This is a genomic window from Lysobacter sp. P5_C4 (genome assembly GCF_054049695.1).
Genome location: NZ_JBFULX010000004.1, coordinates 415,067 through 435,943, shown reverse-complemented (window position 1 = coordinate 435,943; position 20,877 = coordinate 415,067). Strand labels below are relative to the sequence as shown.

The window sequence follows — 20,877 nt, the reverse complement described above, 5'->3', positions numbered from 1 at the left end:
ACGACGACGCAGCACGGAGCAGCACGATGAACGAGATCCCCGGCGACCTGAAGTTCATGAAGTCCCACGAATGGGCACGCGTCGAAGGCGACGGCAAGGTCACGATCGGCATCTCCGACCATGCGCAGGGCTTGCTCGGCGACCTGGTGTACGTCGAACTTCCGAACGTCGGCGACCGCGTGGAAGCGGGCACCGCGGTCGCGGTCGTCGAGTCGGTCAAGGCCGCCTCCGACGTGTATTCGCCGGTGACCGGCAAGGTCGTCGAGGTCAACGCCGCGCTGGCCGACAAGCCCGAAACGATCAACGAAGACGCGTACGGCGACGGCTGGATCTTCGTCATCGAAGCCGAGGAACCCGAGCAGCTCAACGAACTCCTGGCGCCGGACGACTACGCCGAACTCCTCGAGGAAGAAGATCACTGACGTGACGCGCGTCTGATCTCCGCACACGTTGCGGTACTCGATCCGGCCGCCTCGCGCGGCCGGATTCGTTTCCGACGAGCGGTCGAAGTTTGCGCAGTTGGGCGTAAATCGGGTGCTGCGATGCGTCATCGCGAAAACTTTTTTTCGCCCCGTCGAACACCGTCGATGCCCCTTCGGGCAACGCACGCGCCATCGAGCGCGGGCAATCGCGCATGCACTGTCGGCATGCAGCGCGTTTTTCTTCGACTGCGCAAAACAAGGTGTTTTTTGCAACAGTGATCTGCATGCGCGGGCGATCGGCGTCTCGAACGAAACGCCGCGCACCCCCGTCGGCCGGAGTCCGCTACCCGCGCCTTGCCCTGAGAGCCAATAAAAAAATCGTAGGGGGTTGTTGACACAGGAAAAAACCGTGATTAGGTTTCGCCGCAAGCAGCCACCCTGCGGTAACGAGTGAGTCACGACAAAACGACATCGCGCAAGACAACACGAACCTCCGCCCGGATCGACAAACCGGTGGACGCGGGTTTCGTTTCCTTCGCGAAATCGCAGTCGACATCTTTCAAGAGAACCCGCGACGCCCTGCGCCGCGGGTTTTTTATTGCCGCGCACCAGGTGCCGCGGCTCTCCGAATCCGTCCCGGCGCGCGTGGCGCGTCGGCGGTTGGTCGCGGGTCCGACTCCCGCGGCGTCGCTTCGAACTGGGCAGTTCTAAAGCCAAGCAAGTCCACTGACGAGGAGCCATCCCATGGCCATGAAGAAAGCTGCGAAGAAGTCCGCCAAGAAGGCGACGAAGAAGACCGCCCGTAAATCGGCGGCCAAGAAGACGGCCCGCAAGGCCGGCGCGAAGAAGGCTGCCAAGAAGACTGCAAAGAAGGCCGCCAAGAAGACCGTGCGCAAGGCCGCCAAGAAGACCGGCGTCCGCAAGGCTGCGAAGAAGACGGCCCGCAAGTCGGCTGCGAAGAAGGGCGTGCGCAAGGCTGCCAAGAAGACGGCCCGCAAGTCCGCTGCCAAGAAGGGCGTCCGCAAGGCTGCCAAGAAGGGCGCACGCAAGACTGCCAAGAAGGCCGTTCGCAAGACCGGCGTGAAGAAGGCCGCGAAGAAGGCCACCAAGAAGCGCGCTGCCAAGAAGGCCGCCAAGAAGCCTGCTGCGAAGAAGGCGCGCAAGTCCTCGCGCAAGTCGGCCCCGGTGAACATGCCGGCGCCCGTCATGCCGATGATGTAATTGACCCGATAGCCGTAATCCAGCCCCATCCCGCGTGCCCAGGCGGGGTGGGGTTTTTTATTGGGGAAGCAAAAAGGGAACCGCTTCGGGTTCCCTTTTTATTTGGCGCGGCGAGCTTGGCGCGGCTTGCTTAGCGCGGCGCGGCGGTCGCCGTCGAAGCGTCGGCACCGGCTTCGTCCGTCGGCCCCTGGTTCTTCGCGTACAGGCCTTCGTCGAACGGTGCGACATCCAGCCAGCGTTGCGCCGGCAAACCCAGTGCACTGTCCAGGATCGTCGGCAACAGGCCGGAGGGCAGCGAGCTCTCGCTGTTCCAGAGGATGACGACGCCCAGGTCGCGCTCGGGCATCATCGCCATCATGCCGCGATAGCCCTGCACCGCACCGGCGTGGAAGACCAGCGGGTGGCCGGCGTAATCGTAGACGCGCCAACCGATCGCGTAGCTCGCCGACGACAGGCGCTGGCGGCGCCACGTGCCGCGCAACTCGCCCGGCGTCGCCACGAGCGGCGCATGCAGCGTCGCGAGCAACGGTGCCGGCAACACGTCCGGACGATGGCCGCCGTGCGCGAGGATCCACTGCGCCATGTCGGAGATGCTGGCGTTGACGCCGGCAGCCGGCGCGACGCGGTAGTAGTTCGGCTTGGGTTCGATCGACACCCAGCCGCCGCGGCCACGCACGTGCGGCTTCGCCCAGCGCGGGCTGGCTTCGATGCCTTCCAGGCCGAGGCTCGCATCGTTCATGCCGAGCGGCTTGAGGATGCGGCGTTCGACTTCCTGTTGGTAGAACGTGCCGGTCGCCGCGAACACGACGTCGCCGATCAGGCTGAAGGCGACGTTCTGGTAGCCGTAGCAATCGCCGGGCAGGCACGCGCTCGGCGCATTGGAGAGCTTCTGCGTGAGCGAGCGGTAATCGAGGTTGCCTTCCAGGTCGCGGTCGTAGGTGTTGTGCACCAGGCCCACGCGATGGCTGAGCACGTCGGCGACGGTGAGGCGCTGCGTCGCGTAGTCGCTCTGCAGGTGGAAGTCGGGGAGGTATTCGTTGACGCGGCTGTCCCAGCGGATCACGCCGTCGTTGACGAGCAGGCCGGTCATCGTGCCGGCGAAGGACTTCGACAGCGAGGCCAGGCGGAAGACGGTGTGCGAATCGATCGGCTCGGCGGCGCGCGTGTCGGTGATGCCGTAGCCGCGCATCGAGACGATGCGCCCGCCCTGCACGATCGCCATCGCCATGCCGGGGATGCGCTGGTCGGCGACCAGTTGCTGCGCCATGTCCTCGAACCGGCGCACGTCGAAGCCTTGCGCCACGGGCAGCGGATTGGGATTGAGGACCGACGCGCGCTGCACGCCGACGACGGCGGCCTGCGCGGGAACGACGGTGGCCGGCTTGGCGGCCGGAGCCGGAGCACCGGAACCCGGCGTCTGCGCCGAGCCGACGGCGATCGGGAGCAACAGGCCGATCAGGGCCGCACGCCAGGCTTTTCGGCCGGCGCGGTGGGACCCAGGCGTGGCCCCGTGCGACTCAGAAACCCGATTGACAGCGCCTTTCATCGGGCTTGCCCCCTGCGTATGCTGCGATTTGCTGGCCGATCATAGCGCCAGTTCCGCGCTTTGCATGAACAAGGGGAAGAGTGATGTGGATTTTGCTGATCCTGCTCGCATTTCTGGTCGTGCTGGTGATGTGGGGAGTCGGGATTTACAACGGGTTGGTCACCGCCCGGAACGCATTCAAGAACGCCTTTGCGCAGATCGACGTGCAGCTCCAGCGCCGCTTCGACCTGATCCCGAACCTGGTGGAGACCGTCAAGGGGTATCTGTCCCATGAGCGCGGGACGCTGGAGGCGGTGGTCGCCGCCCGCGGCGCGGCGATGAACGGGCTGCAGGCCGCGAAAGCCAGCCCCGGTGATCCGGCGGCGATGGCGGAACTCGCCAATTCGCAGGGCCTCCTCAATGGTGCGCTGGGCCGCCTGATGGCGGTGGCCGAGGCCTATCCGGACCTCAAGGCCAACCAGAACATGATGCAGCTCACCGAGGAACTCACCTCGACCGAAAACAAGGTCGCCTTTGCGCGACAGGCCTTCAACGATTCGGTGATGGGCTACAACAACAGGCGCGAAGTGTTCCCGTCCTCGATCTTCGCCGGCATGTTCAATTTCCAGCCGGCGGCGTTGCTCGAGATTCCTGCAGCGGAGCAGGCGCAGGTCCGCGCCGCGCCGAAGGTGCAGTTCTGACCCGACCGCGGGGCCGCGTCGCATGAACTTTTTCGAACGCCAGGCGGCGGCGCGCCGGAGCTCGTCGCGCCTCGTGGTGCTCTTCGCACTCGCGGTGATCGGCATCGTGTGCGCGGTGGACTTCGCGGCGTGGCTCGCTTATGGCGTCGGCACGCGCGAAGGCGGCAGCGCCGCGCCGCTGCTGTTCGTATGCAGCGTGCTCACGCTGGGGGTGATCGGCCTGGGTTCGGCGTATCGCATCGCCTCCCTGCGCGGCGGTGGCGAAACGGTGGCGTTGCAGATGGGCGGCGTGCCGATCGCATCGGACACCACCGACTTCAACCTGCGTCGCCTGCGCAACGTCGTCGAGGAAATCGCGATCGCGTCGGGCGTGCCCGTGCCGAAGATCTACGTGCTCGAACACGAAGCGGCGATCAACGCCTTCGCCGCCGGTTACTCGCCGTCCGACGCGGTGATCGCGGTGACGCGCGGCGCGCTCGATCGCTTGAACCGCGACGAGTTGCAGGGCGTGATCGCGCACGAGTTCAGCCATGTCCTCAACGGCGACATGCGTCTGAACATTCGCCTGATGGGCGTGCTGTTCGGCATCCTGATGATCGGGCTGATCGGTCGGAAAATCCTCGAACACGGACGTTTCGGCGGTCGCAACAAGGGCGCTGGGGCGATCCTCGTCGCCGCGCTCGTCGCGATGGTCATCGGCTACATCGGTCTGTTCTTCGGCCGCATGATCAAGGCCGGCGTGAGCCGGCAGCGCGAACGCCTCGCCGACGCATCGGCCGTGCAGTTCACGCGCCAGGCCACGGGCCTTGCGGGCGCGCTGAAGAAGATCGGCGGCCTCGACGAAGGCTCGCGCCTCAACGAGCGCAACGACGCCGAGGAGGTCAGCCACATGTTGTTCGGCGATGGCGTGGGTTTCCACGGGTTGTTCGCGACGCATCCTCCCTTGATCGAACGCATCCAGGAACTGGAACCGCAGTTCACGCAGGCGCAGATGCGCGCGCTGTCGAAGCAATGGTCGAACGTGCCGCCGAACGGGCTGGAGGAAGACGCGCACCTGGGCCTGGTCGCCGCGGGCAATGCCGGACTGCCGCCGGAGCAGTCGCAACTCGCGGTGACGCCGCCGATGGTCGTCGCGCAGGTCGCGCGGCCCTCGCCGGAGGATTACGCGCGCGCCGACGCGATCGTCGACACGATTCCGGCCGCGGTGCGCACGCTCGCCGGTCAACGCGATGCGGTGATGCCGCTGCTGCTCGGGTTGCTGCTCGACGATGACAAGCGCGTGCGCACGCTGCAGCGCGAGGAGATCGCCGCTCGGCTGGGCCTGGCCATGGCCGAAGAGGCCGCGCAATTGCGCGAACAACATCTACGGTCGTTGCATGCGGCGTTGCGGCTGCCGGTCGCTTCCATCGCATTCCCCGTACTGCGCCTGCGTCCGCGGCCGGAGCTCGATGCGTTCCTCGATACCACCGATGCCGTCGTCCACGCCGACGGTCGCGTGTCCTTGTTCGAATATTGCCTGGGCCGCCTGTTGCAGGTGCAGGTGCGCGAGTCGCTCGATCCTTCGCGTCATGCGCGCTACGGGCGCACGAAGTTGAGCGGCGTGCGCAGCGAGATCGCGACGCTGTTGTGCGTCGTCGCGCAAGGCGGGCACGAAAGCGAGGTCGACGCACGCGCCGCGTATCTGCAGGGCATCCAGCGCGTGTTGCCGAACGACGCGCTGCCTTACATCCCGCGCAAGGAAGGCGCGCTGGCGCTGGACCCCGTGTGGTCGTCGCTCGATGCGTTGGATCCGCTGGCGAAGCAGGCGCTGGTCGAAGGGCTCGTCGCCACCATCGGTCACGACAACCAGGTGACCGTCGGCGAAGCGGAGCTGCTGCGCACGATCTGCGCCTGCCTGCATTGCCCGTTGCCGCCGATGTTGGAGCGGTCTTGATTCGTCATCCCCGCGGAAGCGGGGATCCAGGTTCGCAGACAGGTTTCGAAGCGCGCTTTACCGCATCAACTCGACAACCCGCTCGGCGATCATCATCGTCGGCGCGTTCGTGTTGCCGCCGATCAACGTCGGCATCACCGACGCATCGACCACGCGCAAGCCTTCCACGCCGCGCACGCGCAATTGCGTGTCGACGACCGATGCATCGTCGCTTCCCATCCGGCACGTGCCGACCGGGTGATAGACCGTCTCGGCCTTCGCACGCACGAACGCTTCCAGGCCTTTGTCGTCCAGGTCTTCGCGCGCCGGGAAAATCGGTGCGCCACGGTACGCATCGAATGCAGGCTGTCTGAAGATCGCGCGCGCGGCCTTCGCGCACTCGACCATCATGCGCAGGTCGAAGCCTTCCGGATCGCTGAGATAGTTCGCCTCGATGCGCGCCTTGTCGTGCGCGCGCGGGCTGACGATCGAAATGCGGCCGCGGCTGCGCGGACGCAGGAAGCACGCGTGCAACGTGTACCCGTCGCCGCGCAGGCGATGGCGGCCGTGGTCGTCGAGCATCGCCGGCACGAAGTGCAACTGGATGTCGGGGCGGTCGTCGGGTGCGAGTGGCGAACGCAGGAACCCGCCGGCTTCGGCGATGTTGCTGCTGCCGGGGCCGTTGTGGCCGCGCAGGAAATAGTCGAACGCGATCTTCGCGTCGCTCGCGCGGTCGTAGGTGATGGGCTGCGTGGAATGCTGCAGCGTGCAAATGTCGAGGTGGTCCTGCAGGTTCTCGCCGACGTTCGGCGCGTCGTGCACGACCTTGATGCCGTGCTGCTGCAGCTCGGCGGCAGGGCCGATGCCGGAGAGCATCAGCAACTGCGGCGAGTTGATCGCACCACCGGAGAGCAACACTTCGCGCGTGCATTCGTAATGGAACGCCGCGCCATTGACGGTGCAGGTCACGCCGTTCGCGCGCCCGTTGTCGAAGGTGATTCGAGACACCATCGCGCCGGTGCGCACGACGAGATTCTTGCGCTGCCGTACCGGCTGCAGATACGCCACCGCCGCCGAACAACGGGCACCATCCTTCTGCGTCACCTGGTAGAAACCGACGCCTTCCTGCACGCGGCCGTTGAAATCGGGGTTGCGCGGATAGCCGGCCTGCGCCGCCGCATCGATGAACACCTGCGACAATGGATTGGTGTAACGCAGGTCCGACACCGCCAGCGGGCCGAGTTCGCCATGGAAATCGTCGCGACCACGGCGGTTGCCTTCGTTGCGCTTGAAGAAGGGCAGCACCGATTTCCAATCCCAGCCGGTCGCGCCCTGGGCTGCCCAGTCGTCGTAATCGCGTGCATGGCCGCGGGTGTAGCACATCGCATTGATCGAACTCGAACCGCCCAGGACCTTGCCGCGCGGCCACCACAACGTGCGGTTGTCGAGCTGTGCTTCCGGCGCGGTGTCGTAGTCCCAGTTCACGCCCTTCTTGTCGACCAGCCTGGCCAGGCCGGCGGGCATGTGGATGAAGGGATGCCAGTCGCGTGGGCCGGCTTCGAGCAGGAGCACGCGCATGTTCGGATCGGCGGACAGGCGATTGGCGAGCACGCAGCCGGCCGAGCCGGCGCCGATGATGATGTAGTCGAATGCGTGCACGAGCCGTCCCGTCAGGTGGTTCGCCGACGATAGGCCGCGGCGCTGGAGCATGTACTCCGGCATGGTAGCCAGCCGCGCGGGCTTTGGGCTAACGTTCGGGATGGATCGCTTCCGCGGCGCGCTCGGCGAATCGCCCCCGTTGTGGTGGTCGATTCTCTACTTCTTCAGCCTCCTGACGGGCTACTACGTGCTCCGCCCGGTGCGCGATGCGATGGGCGCATCCAGCGACGCCATCGCCGTTTTCCCGCAGGCCTGGGTCGCCTGGGCGCAAACGCGCGGCCTGGAGATCGGCGACTTCACGCTGCAGGTGTTGTTCACCGGCACCTTCCTCGTGATGCTCGCGCTGCAACCGCTATATGGCGCGCTCGTCGCACGTTGGCCGCGCCGCGTGTTCCTCCCCGCGGTGTATGGCGTGTTCATCGCGTGCCTGGGGGCGTTCTACATCGCGTTCCATCGTGGATTGCCGGGCCGCGGCGTGACGTTCTTCGTGTGGACGGCGGTGTTCAACCTCTTCGCCGTCACCGTGTTCTGGAGCTTCATGGCGGACGTGTTCGACGACGCGCACGCCAAACGCTTCTACGGTTACATCGGCGCGGGCGGAACGGTCGGTGCCTTGCTGGGCCCTGCGATCACGCGGACATTGGCCGAACGCGTCGGCGTGGCGAACCTGATGCTCGTGTCGATCGGGTTCCTGTGCGTGTGCCTGTTGTGCATCTACAAGCTGCGGCCGTGGGCGCTGCGGCGCGAACAGGCGCGCGGCGAGGCGACCGGCGAACGCGCGATGGGCGGCTCGGTCTGGGCCGGCCTGCGCCTGGTATGGCAGGAACCGTTGTTGCGCGCGCTGGCGATGCTGATGTTCTTCGGCGTCGCGGTCGGCACGCTGCTCTACAACGAGCAGGCGGCGATCGTGCGCCATGCCTTCGGCGCCGATGCAGCGGGCGCGACGCGCTACTTCGCGAACATCGACCTGGCCATCAACCTGTTCGCGATCACCGTGCAGTTGCTGCTCACGCGCTGGCTGCTGCGGCGGTTCGGAGTGGCGCCCGCGCTGCTCATCCCGGGGTTCGCCGTGCTGCTGGGCTTCTGCGCACTGGCCGCATCGCCGTTCCCGATGCTCGTGGCCATCGTGCAAGTCACCACCCGCGGCAGCGAATTCGCGCTCGGCAAGCCCGGCCGCGAAACGATCTACACGCGCGTGCAGCGCGAATGGCGGTACAAGGCCAAGGCCTTCATCGATACCTTCGTGTACCGCACCAGCGACGTCACCACGGCCTGGCTGCACAAATGGCTGGCGGGCTTCGGTTCGCAGATCGTCTTCACGGCGGGAATCGGCGCCACGCTGGTGTTCATCTTCAGCGCTTGGCGCGTCGTGAAGTTGCAGCGCACACTTCCCGGAGCGACCCCGCAAGGAGAGACACGCCGATGACAACGCGCCGCGATTTCATCAAAGCCTCGCTCGCCGCGGCGAGCCTGTCGGCCGTGCCGGCCTTCGCTGCGCGCCGCAAGCCGGCGCAACCGGCGCAACGCAAGCCCGGCGAGCCGCTGTCGATCCTCGTGCTCGGCGGCACCGGTTTCCTGGGGCCGCACTTCGTCGAAGCCGCGCGCGCGAAAGGGCACAAGCTCACGCTGTTCAATCGCGGCAAGACCAACCCCGAGCGCTTCGCCGGCGACCAGTACGACGACATCGAGCAACTGCAGGGCGATCGCAAGACGGACCTGAAGGCGCTGGAGAACAAGCGCAAATGGGACGCGGTGCTCGATACCTCCGCCTACATTCCCGCCGATGTCGCGCGCTCGACCAGGCTGCTCGGCGATCGCGTCGGCCAATACCTGCTGGTCTCGACGATTTCCGTCTACGCGAAGATGGACACGCCGAACCAGGACGAGCGTGCATCGCTTGCGCAGCTTGCCAATCCGAACGTCACCGAAGTCACCGGCGAAACCTACGGTGGCCTCAAGGCGCTGTGCGAAGCGGCCGCACTGAAACAGATGCCCGGCAAGGTCACCGTCGTGCGGCCGGGCCTGATCGTCGGGCCCGGCGACAACACCGATCGCTTCACGTACTGGCCCGCGCGCGCCGATCGCGGCGGGGAGATCCTGGCGCCGGGGACGGCGATGGATCCCACGCAGTTCATCGACGTGCGCGATCTGGCGGATTTCCTGTTGCACGTGCTGGACCAGAAGACCTTCGGCACGTTCAACGCCGATGCGCCCGCGGGCAAGTTGACGATGGGCGAGCTGCTCGATGCGAGCCAGCGCGCTGCGGGGAAGACATCGACCGTGACCTGGGTGCCTGCCGAATTCCTGGAGAAGCACGACGTCTCCGCATGGCAGGACATGCCGGTGTGGATCCCGCCGGTGGGCGAGTACGCCGGCTTCGGCCGCGTCAGCAGCGCGAAGGCGCAGGCGGCGGGACTGACCTATCGCACGCTGGATGCAACCACCGCCGACACGCTCGCCTACTGGCGTGCGCTACCGGGCGAGCGCCGCGCCAATCCGAAGGCCGGCCTGTCGATGGCGCGCGAGGCCGAAGTGCTGCAGGCGTGGCACAAGTCGATCGAACCGCCGCAGCCGAAGGCGCCGGCGAAGAAGAAATCGTCGTCGAAGAAGTCTTCGAAAAAGTCCTCTTCGAAGAAAAAGAAGCACTGACATGTCGCTGCCCGCCATGCTCGTCGTCGCGCTTGTCGCGTTGCTCCACGCGTGGTTCCTGGTCCTGGAGATGTTCCTGTGGACCAGGCCGATCGGCCTGCGCGCGTTCAAATTGACGCCGGAATTCGCGGAGCGTTCGCGCACGCTGGCCGCGAACCAGGGCCTCTACAACGGGTTTCTCGCCGCAGGCCTGATCTACGGCCTTTGCGTGCAGTCGCGCGAGATCGTGTCGTTGTTCCTCGCCTTCGTCGTGATCGCCGGGGCGTACGGCGCGGCGACGGTGAACAGGCGCATCTTCTTCATCCAGGCCTTTCCCGCGATCATGGCCGCGGTGCTGGTGTCCTGGCACTGACCCACATGGTGATCTTCGCGCGGAAGACCGGTGTCTCGCCGGGGTCGGTCACGACGACGGTGACGGGCAGGTCGTAACCCTGCGTGGCTTCGACCGGCACGACATCGGGCGTTGCGACCGCGCGCATCGTGCCCTTTGCCTTTCCCAGGTATTCGACCGCCATGCCTTTCGGGATCCAGCGCATCGACGCGGGGATCGACACGTCGGTCATCAGGCCGCCGGCGAACTCCGCGAGGTTGCACAACGCGATCGCATGCACCGTGCCGATATGGTTGGTGACTTTGCGGCGGTGCGCGATCGACGCTTCGCAGCGGCCCGGTTCCAGCACCGCGATGCGCGGGGCGATGCTTGCGAAATACGGCGCGCGCCAACAGACGGCGCGCGCGAACACCCAGTGACCGCCGGGCCAGCGCGTGAACCGGCGGTAGAGCGCAAGGACCGACACCTCAGGCGGCGAAGCGCGAATGGTCCACGCCGTGTGCCGGTTCATAGCCTGCCGAACGCAATTCCCAAGGTTCGAAATCGTCGACGGTGATCGCATCGAGCGTCATCGCGCGCAGCTCCTCGAGTTGCTTGCGTTCCTCGGCGGTAATCCATCCTTCGCGCACGCCTTCTTCCAGTTGGGAAGCGAAGTCGATCGCCTGGATGTCGCTGTTCTTCAGCGCCTTGAGGAACTTGCGTTCCACCGGTTCGGCGAGCACGACCTTCGGCAGGTAACTGTCGATGCGTCCGGCCGGGTTGTTGGCGGTCGGCGTGAGGAACACGCCGTCGGCCAGGCGTTGGCGCGCATCGCACGGCGTCATCAGCAACGAGGCGGCCTGGTGGCCGAGGCGATCGCTCGGCGCCTGCGCGCGGCGGCCCCACGGGAAGATCAGCGCCCACAGCAACCAGCCGATCGGACGGATCGGGAAGTTGCGCAGCGCGCCCGACAAGGCCGTTTCGATCTTGTTGATCGAATCGTGGAAGGCCCACGCGAGCAACGGACGATCGCCCGTCGGGCGCCCTTCATCCTCGTAGCGCTTGAGCATGCTGCTGGCGATGTAGAGCTGGCTCAACACGTCGCCCAGGCGGCCCGACAGCGATTCCTTGAACTTCAGCTTGCCGCCGAGCAACAACATCGACGTATCGGCCATCAACGCCAGCGCCGCGGAATAACGATCGAGCTTGCGGTAGAAACGGCGCGTGTAATCGTCGCCCGGGGCCTTGCCGACCTTGGCGCCGCTCAGGCCGAACCACAGGCTGCGCACGGCGTTGGAAATCGCGAAGCCGATGTGCCCGAACAAGGCGTCGTCGAACTTGTCGATGCGCTCCACCGGGTCGGCCAACTGCGCGGATTTCATTTCCTTCATCACCCACGGGTGGCAGAGGATCGCGCCCTGGCCGAAGATCATCAGCGAGCGCGTCATGATGTTCGCGCCTTCCACCGTGATGCTGATCGGCGTGGCCTGCCACGCGCGGCCGAGATAGTTGCGCGGGCCGAGGATGATGCCCTTGCCGCCGTGCACGTCCATCGCATCGACGACGACATCGCGGCCCATGTTGGTGCAGTGGTACTTCGCGATCGTCGAGGGCACCGCGGGATTTTCGCCGCGCGCCACGGCCGCGGCGGTCGCCTGCGCGAGCGCGCTGATCGCGTAGGCCTTGCCGCCGATGCGCGCGAGCGCTTCCTCGACGCCTTCGAAACGCCCGACCGACAAGCCGAACTGCTTGCGGATGCGCGCGTACGCACCGGTGACGACCGCGGCACTCTTCGCGCCGCCGCTGGCGGTGGAGGGCAGGGTGATCGAACGGCCGATCGACAGGCACTCCATCAACATGCGCCAGCCTTGCCCGGCGTAGTCTTCGCCGCCGATGAGCTGCGACAGCGGCACGAAGACATCCTTGCCGTGGATCGGCCCGTTCTGGAACGGCGAGTTGAGCGGGAAATGGCGGCGGCCGATTTCCAGCCCGGGCGTATCGCGCGGCACCAGCGCGAGCGAGATGCCGATGTCGCGCTTGTCGCCGAGCAGGCCTTCGGGGTCGTACATGCGGAAGGCCACGCCGATCAGGGTGGCGACCGGCGCGAGCGTGATGTAGCGCTTGTCGAGCGTGAGGCGCACGCCGAGCACGTTGGCGCCGGCCCATTCGCCCATCGACACGATGCCGTAGTCGGGAATCGACGTCGCATCCGAACCCGCGAACGGGCCGGTCAGCGCGAAGCAGGGCACTTCGCGGCCGTCGGCCAGGCGCGGGAGATAGTCGCGCTTCTGTTCGTCGGTGCCGTAATGCATCAGCAGTTCGGCGGGGCCGAGCGAATTCGGCACGCCGACGGTCGAAGACAGGACGGTGGAGATCGATGCGAGCTTCTGGATGACCTTGTGGTTCATCAGCGCCGAGAAACCCAGGCCGCCGTATTCCTTCGGGATGTTGAGTCCGAAGAACTTGTGTTTCTTGCAGTAGTCCCACAGCTCCGGCGGCAGGTCGGCGCGTACGTGCGTGATGTCCCAGTCGTCGGTCATGCGGCAGAGTTCTTCGCACGGGCCGTCAAGGAAGGCTTGCTCGTCCGCGGTGAGTTGCGGCTTGGGAAGCGACAGCAACTGGTCCCAGTCCGGCTTGCCGGAGAACAACTGGCCTTCGAAGCCGACGGTGCCCGCTTCGAGCGCGGTGCGTTCGGTGTCCGACAGCGGCGGCAGCAGCTTGGTGTAGAAGTGGAGCAGGGGCGTGGTGATCCGCGCCTTGCGGAAGCCCGGCACCAGCAGCGGGATCGCGATCGCGGCGACGAGCACGGCAGCGGCGATCGTCGCGCTGGCGTTTGCGCCGAGCACCCAGGCCACGACCAGCAGGGTCACGGTCATCGCCGCCCAGTACGCCAGGCGCATGCGGTGGTAGGCGGCGAAGCCCGCGGCGAGCAGCAACAAGAGGAAAGGAACGACGACGCTCATCTCGATCTCCGGTGAACGCAGGGGCGCCCACACTTCTAGGGTTGATCACGACGGCGCCCGCAGGCACCATACGCCAAAGTATGGGCAGAATGGATGGCCTGTCAACGCGCTGCAGGGCAACACCGTGTCCTCACTCCGCGCATACTCTAAGGTAGGGAACCGTACGGTAGACTGCGTGCCATGACCGAAGCCGCCATCCGCAACGAACGCACCGCGCGCCTGAGCGCAGAAGATTGGGCGCAGGCGGCCCTGGACCAGATCGCCGAACAGGGCGTGGCCTCGGTCGCGGTCGAGCCGCTCGCCCGGCGCCTGGGCGTCACCAAGGGCAGCTTCTACTGGCACTTCCCGTCGCGCGAGGCCCTGCTGGTCGCCGCGCTCGAGCGTTGGGAGAAGGTCGAACAGGAAACGGTGTTCGGTTCCCTCGAACCCATCCCCGATCCGCGCGAGCGCTTGCGCAAGCTGTTCCACCTGGTCGCGCACGAGGCCAAGTCGCACATCATCTATTCCGAGTTGCTCAAGGCCCTCGACCATCCGGCGGTGCAGCCGGTGATCGTGCGCGTGTCCGAGCGACGCATGGACTACCTCACCGCCTCCTTCCGGCAAGCGGGCCTGAGCCGCACGGATGCGCAGCATCGCGCGCGCCTGTTGTATTCGGCCTACGTCGGGTTCCTGCAGCTCAATCTGCAGTTGCACCAGATGAACATGCAGCACGACGAGTTCGAAGCGTATGTCGAGCACATGATGTCCACGCTCATTCCCCAGTCCTGAGGGCGGACCCGCATGGCCGCGCAACCCCTTTCCCTTGAAGTCGAGAATTCCACGATGGGCAGTCAGTTGGACGCGTTGAACCAATGGGTCATGGACGTTGCGCGCACGACGCAACCCGACCGCATTCATTGGTGCGATGGCAGCGACAGCGAATTCGCCGGGCTGGTCCGCGGCATGGAAGAGGACGGCACGTTGTTGCCGCTGAATTCGCAGACGCACCCGGAGAGCTGGCTGCATCGCTCGCATCCGGACGATGTCGCACGCGTGGAGCACCTGACGTTCGTGTGCACGAGCGACCGCGAGGACGCCGGCCCGAACAACCACTGGATGTCGCCGTCCGACGCGCACGCGAAGATGGATGCATTGTTCGCCGGTTGCATGCGCGGGCGCACGATGTACGTCATCCCGTACTGCATGGGCCCGATCGATTCCCCGCTCGCGCGTTGCGGCGTTGAAATCACCGATTCGCCGTACGTCGTGGCCAACATGCGCATCATGACGCGCATGGGCGCTGCGGCGCTTGCGCGCATCGAGCGCGAAGGGCGTTTCGTGAAAGGCCTGCACTCGATCGGCGAACTCGATCCGGACCGCCGCTTCATCATGCATTTCCCCGAAGAACTGGCGATCCAGTCCTACGGTTCGGGCTACGGCGGCAATGCGCTGCTGGGCAAGAAGTGCCACGCGCTGCGAATCGCCTCGCACCAGGCGCGCAACGAAGGTTGGCTCGCCGAGCACATGCTGATCCTCGGCGTCGAAAACCCGCAGGGCGAAACGCATTACATCGCCGCCGCGTTCCCCTCGGCGTGCGGCAAGACCAACTTGGCGATGCTCATTCCGCCGGAGGGCTATCGCAACGCGGGCTGGAAGGTGTGGACCGTCGGCGACGACATCTGCTGGATGCGCCCGGGCCCCGATGGCCGTCTGTATGCGATCAATCCCGAAGCCGGTTTCTTCGGCGTCGCGCCGGGCACGTCGGAGAAATCGAATCCGAATGCGCTCGCGTCGATCCAGCGCAAGACGATCTTCACCAATGTCGGCCTGACCGACGACGGCCAGCCGTGGTGGGAAGGTCTCGACGACCGCACGCCCGCCTTTGATTGGCGCGGCAATGCATACGATTTCAGCGGTCCGGCGGCGCACCCGAACGCGCGTTTCACCGTCTCGGCGCGCCAGTGCCCGAGCTGGTCGCCGAAGGCCGAGGATGCGCAGGGCGTGCCGATTTCGGCGATCGTCTTCGGCGGTCGGCGCGCCTCGCTCGTGCCGCTCGTGTTCGAAGCGCGCGACTGGACGCACGGCGTGCTCGTCGGTGCGGCGATGGGTTCGGAAACCACCGCGGCGGCCACGGGCGCGGTCGGCGTGATGCGCCGCGACCCGATGGCGATGAAGCCGTTCTGCGGCTACAACTTCGCCGACTATTTCGCGCACTGGCTGTCGTTCGACAAGCCCGGCGCGAAGCTGCCGAAGATCTTCCACGTCAACTGGTTCCGCAAGGGCGACGACGGCAAGTTCCTGTGGCCGGGCTTCGGCGAGAATCTGCGCGTGCTGGAGTGGATGATCGGCCGCGTCGAAGGCCGCGCGTCGGCCACCGAAACGCCGATCGGCGCGTTGCCGAAATTCGACGACATCCGCCTGGAAGGCGTGGCCTTGTCCGACGAAGCGCGGCGCGTGTTGTTCGACTTCGATCGCCCGGGCTGGCAGGCGGAAATCGACAGTCTCGAAACCTTCCTCGCCGAATTCGGCGAGCGCGTTCCCGACGCACTCAAGCGCGAGCAGGGGCGCATCGCCGCGGAATTGCGCGCTTCCTGAGCTCGATACGCCAGCGAATCCAACGCCCTGACGGGCCCCCTCGGGGGCCCGTTTTTCTTTGTCAGATCAGGGGGTTCCAGCGGTTTACAGCCGCGGGCCGGGACCCCGTGCGTCCGCCAGTGCGTGTTAATTCCGTTTTGCTGTTGTTGTCAATTCGTTATTTCCCCTATAGTCGGGCAGTCGTGTCTCAAAAGTGACAGGACTTTTCTCTTTTTTATTCAACCTTCCCGTGGGGGGAATACATGGCTTCTATGAAATCTTTGACGCTGAAGCGCAGCGCCCTGACGGTCGCCCTCGGCCTCTGCTTCGCAGGTGCGGTGCAGGCGCAGAGCTCCGTGGGTTCGATCTTCGGCGACGCGCAGAGCGGCGCGACGGTTCGCATCGAGAATGTGGACACCGGTTCGGCGCGTGAGGTCACGGCGGATTCTTCGGGTCGCTTCGCGCTCCCGCAGCTCGCCCCGGGCCGTTACCGCGTGATCTCCGGTGGCCAGACGCGCGAAGTGCGCGTCAGCGTCGGTACCGGTACGCCGGTCAGCTTCGCCGCCCAGGAACTGGGTGCGGTCACGGTCGTCGGCGCCGGTGCGATCAACCCGATCGACGTCTCGTCGGTCGAGTCGACGACGGTGTTCACCGCCGAGCAGATCCAGGCCCTTCCGGTTTCGCGTGACGTCACCAACGTCGCCCTGCTTGCCCCGGGCACCGTCCGCGGCGACACCGGCCTCGGCAACCTCGCCTCCTTCGGCGGCGCGTCGGTCGCGGAAAACGGCTACTACATCAACGGCTTCGACGTCACGAACCTGCGTTCGCTGCTGTCGTACGCGCAGCTTCCGTTCGAGTCGATCTCCGAACAGCAGGTCAAGACCGGTGGCTACGGCGCCGAGTACGGCCGTTCGCTGGGTGGCGTGATCAACATCGTGACCAAGCGCGGTACGAACGAGTGGTCGGGTGGCGGCAGTGTCTATTGGGAACCGAACCAGCTGCGTTCGACCGGCAAGGACGCGCCTTCGCGCGATCCGGAATCGGCCGCGCTGCTCGTCTTCCGTTCCGCCGATGAAGCCGACAACATCGAGTACAACGCGTACGCCGGTGGTCCGCTGATCAAGGACAGGCTCTTCATGTTCGGCCTGGTCACCGGCCGCCACAACACGAAGAACACCTTCGACCAGAACAGCAGCGAGACCGAATCCAACACGTCGCCCAGCGGCATGTTGAAGTTGGACTGGAACATCACGGACGACCACCTGCTCGAGTTCACGGGGATCTACAACAAGGAAACCCTGGACCGCACGCATTACGACAGCGCCACCCCGTACAGCCGCAACAACGATCTGTTCGCGTACGACTACGAGCAGAAGTCCGGCGGCAGCGTGCTGATCGGCAAGTACACCGGTTACCTCACCGACTCGCTGACCCTGTCGGCGCAGTACGGCGACCTGAAGTACGACAACCCGTACATCCCGGGCGGCCTGCCGGGCGAAGACTGCCCGACCGTCTACGGCGTGGGCCTGGTGTACCTGGGTTGCTGGCCGGCGGCGAGCTTCGCCGCGGTCCGCCCTGTCAGCGCGCCGCCGGATACCGACCGTCGCAAGGCATGGCGCATCGACCTTGACTGGCGCATCGGCGACCACGCCGTCCGCGCGGGCCTGGACAGCGAAGAATTCGTTTCCGAATTCACCGCGACCGATTACGCCGGTGGCGTGTACTACCGTTACTTCGCGTCCCCGGGTGCCGGCGGCGAGACCAACGGCGTGCCGAACGACCAGCCGTACGTGCGTCGTCGTTTCATCACGCGTTCGTCGGGCGGCTACAAGACCACCAACGAAGCGGCGTACCTGGAAGACAGCTGGAACGTCACCGACAAGCTGATGCTGTACGGCGGCATCCGCCTCGAGCGCTTCGACAACAAGAACGCCGATGGCGTCTCGTTCGTGAAGTCCGACGACCTGTGGGCCCCGCGCCTCGGTTTCTCGTGGGACGTGATGGGTGACTCGACGTTCAAGGTGTTCGGTAACGCCGGTCGCTACTTCATCCCGGTCGCCAACAACACCTCGATCCGCGCCTCCGGCGCCGAAGCCACGACCAACGAGTACTTCCTGTACACGGCGGTCGATCCGGTCACCGGCGCCCCGACCCTGGGCACGCAGCTCGGCGGCCTGGCGCTCAACGGCAGCTTCACCGCCCCGAACCCGGCCACCGTTGCCGCTGCGAACCTGAGCCCCATGTACCAGGACGAATACATCCTGGGCATGCAGAAGCAGCTCAATGAGAACTGGAACATCGGCGTCCGCGGCATCAAGCGCAAGATCAAGGACGGCTTCGACGACACCTGCACGCACCAGGCGCTTGCCGACTGGGCGGCCGACAACGGCTACACGAACTACGACTACAACACGGCCGCTTCGTGCTACCTGATCAACCCGGGCCGTGACGCCGACCTCGCGCTGGACCTGAACAACGACGGCACGTTCACCACGGTGACCATCCCGGCGCGTTACTTCGGTCTGCCGCAGTACCGTCGCAACTACAGTGCGGTCGAGTTCTTCTTCGAGCGCATGAAGGCCGATCGCTGGACGCTGCAGGGTTCGTACACCTGGGCGAAGAGCACGGGTAACGCGGAAGGCTACGTGAACTCGACCCTGGAGCAGGCGGACGCCGGCATCACCCAGGACTTCGACTTCCCGGCGTTCGGCGAAGGCGCGTACGGCTACCTGCCGAACGACCGTCGCCACACTGTCAAGATGTTCGGTACCTACGACATCACCGACCAGTGGCGCGTTGGCGCGAACATGATCATCCAGTCGGGTCGTCCGGTGAACTGCAACGGCTACATCCCGGAAAGCCACCCGTCGTTCCAGGGTGTCGACGGCGGCTCGATCGGCGCGTACTCGGCCTCGAGCTTCTACTGCCACGACGCCGCCGGTAACCCGCACCTGGGTAACCGCGGCGACCATGGTCGTACGCCGTGGTCCAAGACGTTCGATGCGAACGTTGCCTGGACCCCGACGTTCGGCGACGGCAAGCTGACGCTGCAGATGGACATCTTCAACCTGCTCGGCGACGAAGGCGTCACCGAATTCGTCGAAACCGGCGACAAGAACCGCGCTTCCCCGGTGGCTTCGCAGGATTACCTCCTGCCGCAGAACTACCAGACGCCGCGTTACTTCCGCTTCTCGGCGCGTTACGACTTCTGATCCATCGAGTCGATTGTGGTAAACCGACGGCCGCTGCTCACGCAGCGGCCGTTTTTTATTCGGAATGCAGATGAACGATCCGTCCCCCGACATTCTCTGGCGCGAAGCGCAACTGGCCTTCCGCGCCGATCCCCCGCGCGCCGCCGCGCTGTGCGAACAATTGCTCGCGCGCGCACCCGGTTTCTGGGGCGCGCACTGGATGCTGTCTCGCCTGTTCCAGGCACGCGGTGCGTTTCGCGCGGCGGTGTCGCATGCGCGCGCTTCGGCACGCGGCCTGCGGGCGAATGCCTCGCCGCATGAAGTGCTGGTCGTCGCGAGCGGCCTGATTTCCACCGGCGAGTACGCGACGTGCGCGCGGCTGCTGGCATCGCTGGATCCGCGCATGGGCCTGGATGCGACGCAACTGACCGGCGTGGCCGAGCAGGCGATGATGCTGGACGATCCGGCGACGGCGTTGCGGTGGCTCGATGTGGCGGACGATGCGAAGGTGCGCAGCCCCGCGCTGTCCTTCCTGCGCGGCAATGCACTCAAATTCACGGGGCGTCTCGATGCAGCCGCCACCGCCTTCGAAGACGCGATCACGCTGGAGCCGGGTCATCCCGGTGCGCACTTCGCACTGGCTTCGCTCGATCTTGCGGAAGGGCGCGCCGCGCGCATTGCGCGACTGGAACGCCTCGTCGCGAGTAACGCCGACGTCGGCGCCGTCTCCGCGTGGTCGTACGCGTTGTTCCGCGAACTCGACCATGCCGACGAACCCGAACGTGCGTGGCCGCACCTGGCGCGTGCGATGGCAATGCGCAAGGCGACGAGCCGTTACGACGCCGCGCGCGAAGACGCGATCTTCGACGACATCATCGATGCCGCACGCCCGGACACCATTGCTCGCGAGGCCGTCGATGCCGAGCGGATTCCGCTCTTCATCATCGGCTTGCCGCGTTCGGGCACGACCGTCGTCGAGCGCATCCTCGGCAATCACGCCGACGTGGCGAATTGCGGCGAGTTGAACGAACTGCGCATGGCCTACAAATGGGCCAGCGATTATTGGTGCGAAGGATTCCTCGACACGCAGGCGGCGCAGCGCCTGGCGCGCACCGATCCGGCGACGGTCGGCACGCTTTACCTGCACGCGACGCAAGCGCGCAGCGGCGGCAGCCGATGGCATACCGACAAGCATCCGGGCAACGTCGTGCTCGCGGGCCTCGCGCTTGCCGCGTTGCCGCAGTCGCGCATCGTGCACGTGCGCAAGGATCCGGTGGACGCATGCTTCGGCTGTTTGCGCGAATTGTTCACCAACGCGTTCTACGACTGGAGTTACGCATTCGAGGACGTCGCCAACCACCATCGCAACGTGATGCGGTTGATGCGACACCTACAGCAGGTCGCGCCGGATCGCATCGTCGACGTGCAATACGAGGCCCTGGTCGCGCAGCCGGACGCAGGCGCACGCGCATTGCTTGCCGGATGCGGCCTCGCGCCGCAGGCCGGCGTGCAGGACATCACCGCCAACTTGCAACCGGTGACCACCGCCAGCAGCGTGCAGGTGCGCAAACCGATCCATGCCGGGCGCGTCGGGTGGTGGAAGCGTTACGCGACGCCATTGCGGCCCTTGGAAATCGCGCTCGCGGTGAACGTGGAGGCCGACTCCCGCGACTGATCCCGTCGCCTCGCGCGAAACACCTCTACAGCAGCTGTATCCGGCGCGTCTCGCCGTGACCATTCGTCGGCTGTAATGCGCGCGTCCGTCAACTCG

15 protein-coding genes are annotated in these 20,877 nt (G+C 65.9%); 11 read left to right on the top strand and 4 right to left on the bottom strand.

The annotated features are described in order from the left end of the window. Positions 1-26: 26 nt before the first annotated feature. Together gcvH and ACXJJ8_RS12385 are read left to right on the top strand one after the other, a co-directional pair. On the top strand, positions 27-422 hold the full coding sequence (gene gcvH / locus ACXJJ8_RS12390) for a glycine cleavage system protein GcvH (protein ID WP_498961202.1): 396 nt from the start codon (positions 27-29) through the stop codon (positions 420-422). A gap of 744 nt (positions 423-1,166) precedes the next feature. Further along, positions 1,167-1,643, top strand: a complete 477-nt coding sequence (locus ACXJJ8_RS12385; RefSeq protein ID WP_499030473.1) for a hypothetical protein — start codon at positions 1,167-1,169, stop codon at positions 1,641-1,643. 130 nt (positions 1,644-1,773) lie between these two features. Here ACXJJ8_RS12385 and ACXJJ8_RS12380 read toward each other — a convergent pair whose 3' ends face one another. Then, the gene (locus ACXJJ8_RS12380) at positions 1,774-3,189 is read right to left on the bottom strand and encodes a serine hydrolase domain-containing protein (RefSeq protein WP_499030471.1); all 1,416 of its coding nucleotides are present in this window, start codon (positions 3,187-3,189) and stop codon (positions 1,774-1,776) included. A gap of 83 nt (positions 3,190-3,272) precedes the next feature. Here ACXJJ8_RS12380 and ACXJJ8_RS12375 point away from each other — a divergent pair, with 83 nt between their 5' ends. Together ACXJJ8_RS12375 and ACXJJ8_RS12370 are read left to right on the top strand one after the other, a co-directional pair. Continuing rightward, complete coding sequence (locus ACXJJ8_RS12375; RefSeq protein ID WP_499030468.1) at positions 3,273-3,869, top strand: LemA family protein; 597 nt, start codon at positions 3,273-3,275, stop codon at positions 3,867-3,869. A gap of 22 nt (positions 3,870-3,891) precedes the next feature. After that, positions 3,892-5,802, top strand: a complete 1,911-nt coding sequence (locus ACXJJ8_RS12370; RefSeq protein ID WP_499030466.1) for a M48 family metallopeptidase — start codon at positions 3,892-3,894, stop codon at positions 5,800-5,802. Positions 5,803-5,859: 57 nt separating this feature from the next. Here ACXJJ8_RS12370 and ACXJJ8_RS12365 read toward each other — a convergent pair whose 3' ends face one another. Beyond that, the gene (locus ACXJJ8_RS12365) at positions 5,860-7,491 is read right to left on the bottom strand and encodes a GMC family oxidoreductase (RefSeq protein WP_499030464.1); all 1,632 of its coding nucleotides are present in this window, start codon (positions 7,489-7,491) and stop codon (positions 5,860-5,862) included. A 49-nt stretch (positions 7,492-7,540) separates the two neighbouring features. Here ACXJJ8_RS12365 and ACXJJ8_RS12360 point away from each other — a divergent pair, with 49 nt between their 5' ends. From ACXJJ8_RS12360 to ACXJJ8_RS12350, 3 genes are read left to right on the top strand one after another with little or no spacing between them, the layout of a single operon-like run. Continuing rightward, a complete protein-coding gene (locus ACXJJ8_RS12360; protein ID WP_499030462.1) occupies positions 7,541-8,866 on the top strand; it encodes an NTP/NDP exchange transporter in 1,326 nt (441 codons plus the stop codon). Further along, positions 8,863-10,089, top strand: coding sequence for an NAD-dependent epimerase/dehydratase family protein (locus tag ACXJJ8_RS12355; RefSeq protein WP_499030459.1), 1,227 nt, complete (start codon positions 8,863-8,865; stop codon positions 10,087-10,089). Before ACXJJ8_RS12360 ends, ACXJJ8_RS12355 begins: the two co-directional genes overlap by 4 nt. Before the next feature lies 1 nt (position 10,090). Then, positions 10,091-10,441 carry a DUF1304 domain-containing protein gene (locus tag ACXJJ8_RS12350; protein ID WP_499030456.1) on the top strand — a complete coding sequence of 117 codons (351 nt, stop codon included), beginning with the start codon at positions 10,091-10,093 and terminating at the stop codon, positions 10,439-10,441. Here the strand turns inward: ACXJJ8_RS12350 and ACXJJ8_RS12345 are convergent. Both ACXJJ8_RS12345 and ACXJJ8_RS12340 read right to left on the bottom strand, forming a co-directional pair. Then, a complete protein-coding gene (locus ACXJJ8_RS12345) occupies positions 10,410-10,931 on the bottom strand; it encodes a hotdog fold domain-containing protein (protein ID WP_499030453.1) in 522 nt (173 codons plus the stop codon). The genes ACXJJ8_RS12350 and ACXJJ8_RS12345 overlap by 32 nt on opposite strands. Next, complete coding sequence (locus tag ACXJJ8_RS12340) at positions 10,888-13,362, bottom strand: acyl-CoA dehydrogenase (RefSeq protein ID WP_499030450.1); 2,475 nt, start codon at positions 13,360-13,362, stop codon at positions 10,888-10,890. The genes ACXJJ8_RS12345 and ACXJJ8_RS12340 overlap by 44 nt, the downstream gene beginning before the upstream one ends. Before the next feature lie 180 nt (positions 13,363-13,542). Between ACXJJ8_RS12340 and ACXJJ8_RS12335 the strand changes: the two genes are divergently transcribed. The 4 genes from ACXJJ8_RS12335 to ACXJJ8_RS12320 all read left to right on the top strand — a co-directional run bounded on the left by ACXJJ8_RS12335 (position 13,543) and on the right by ACXJJ8_RS12320 (position 20,781). Next, positions 13,543-14,130: a TetR/AcrR family transcriptional regulator gene (locus tag ACXJJ8_RS12335; protein WP_499030447.1), complete on the top strand. Its 588-nt coding sequence runs from the start codon at positions 13,543-13,545 to the stop codon at positions 14,128-14,130. Between the two features lie 54 nt (positions 14,131-14,184). Continuing rightward, positions 14,185-15,936, top strand: a complete 1,752-nt coding sequence (locus tag ACXJJ8_RS12330) for a phosphoenolpyruvate carboxykinase (GTP) (RefSeq protein WP_499030558.1) — start codon at positions 14,185-14,187, stop codon at positions 15,934-15,936. Between the two features lie 251 nt (positions 15,937-16,187). Beyond that, positions 16,188-19,127 (top strand): TonB-dependent receptor, encoded by a 2,940-nt coding sequence (locus ACXJJ8_RS12325; RefSeq protein ID WP_499030445.1) that lies wholly within the window; start codon positions 16,188-16,190, stop codon positions 19,125-19,127. A 70-nt stretch (positions 19,128-19,197) separates the two neighbouring features. Beyond that, on the top strand, positions 19,198-20,781 hold the full coding sequence (locus ACXJJ8_RS12320; protein ID WP_499030443.1) for a tetratricopeptide repeat-containing sulfotransferase family protein: 1,584 nt from the start codon (positions 19,198-19,200) through the stop codon (positions 20,779-20,781). The last annotated feature ends 96 nt before the right edge of the window (positions 20,782-20,877 follow it).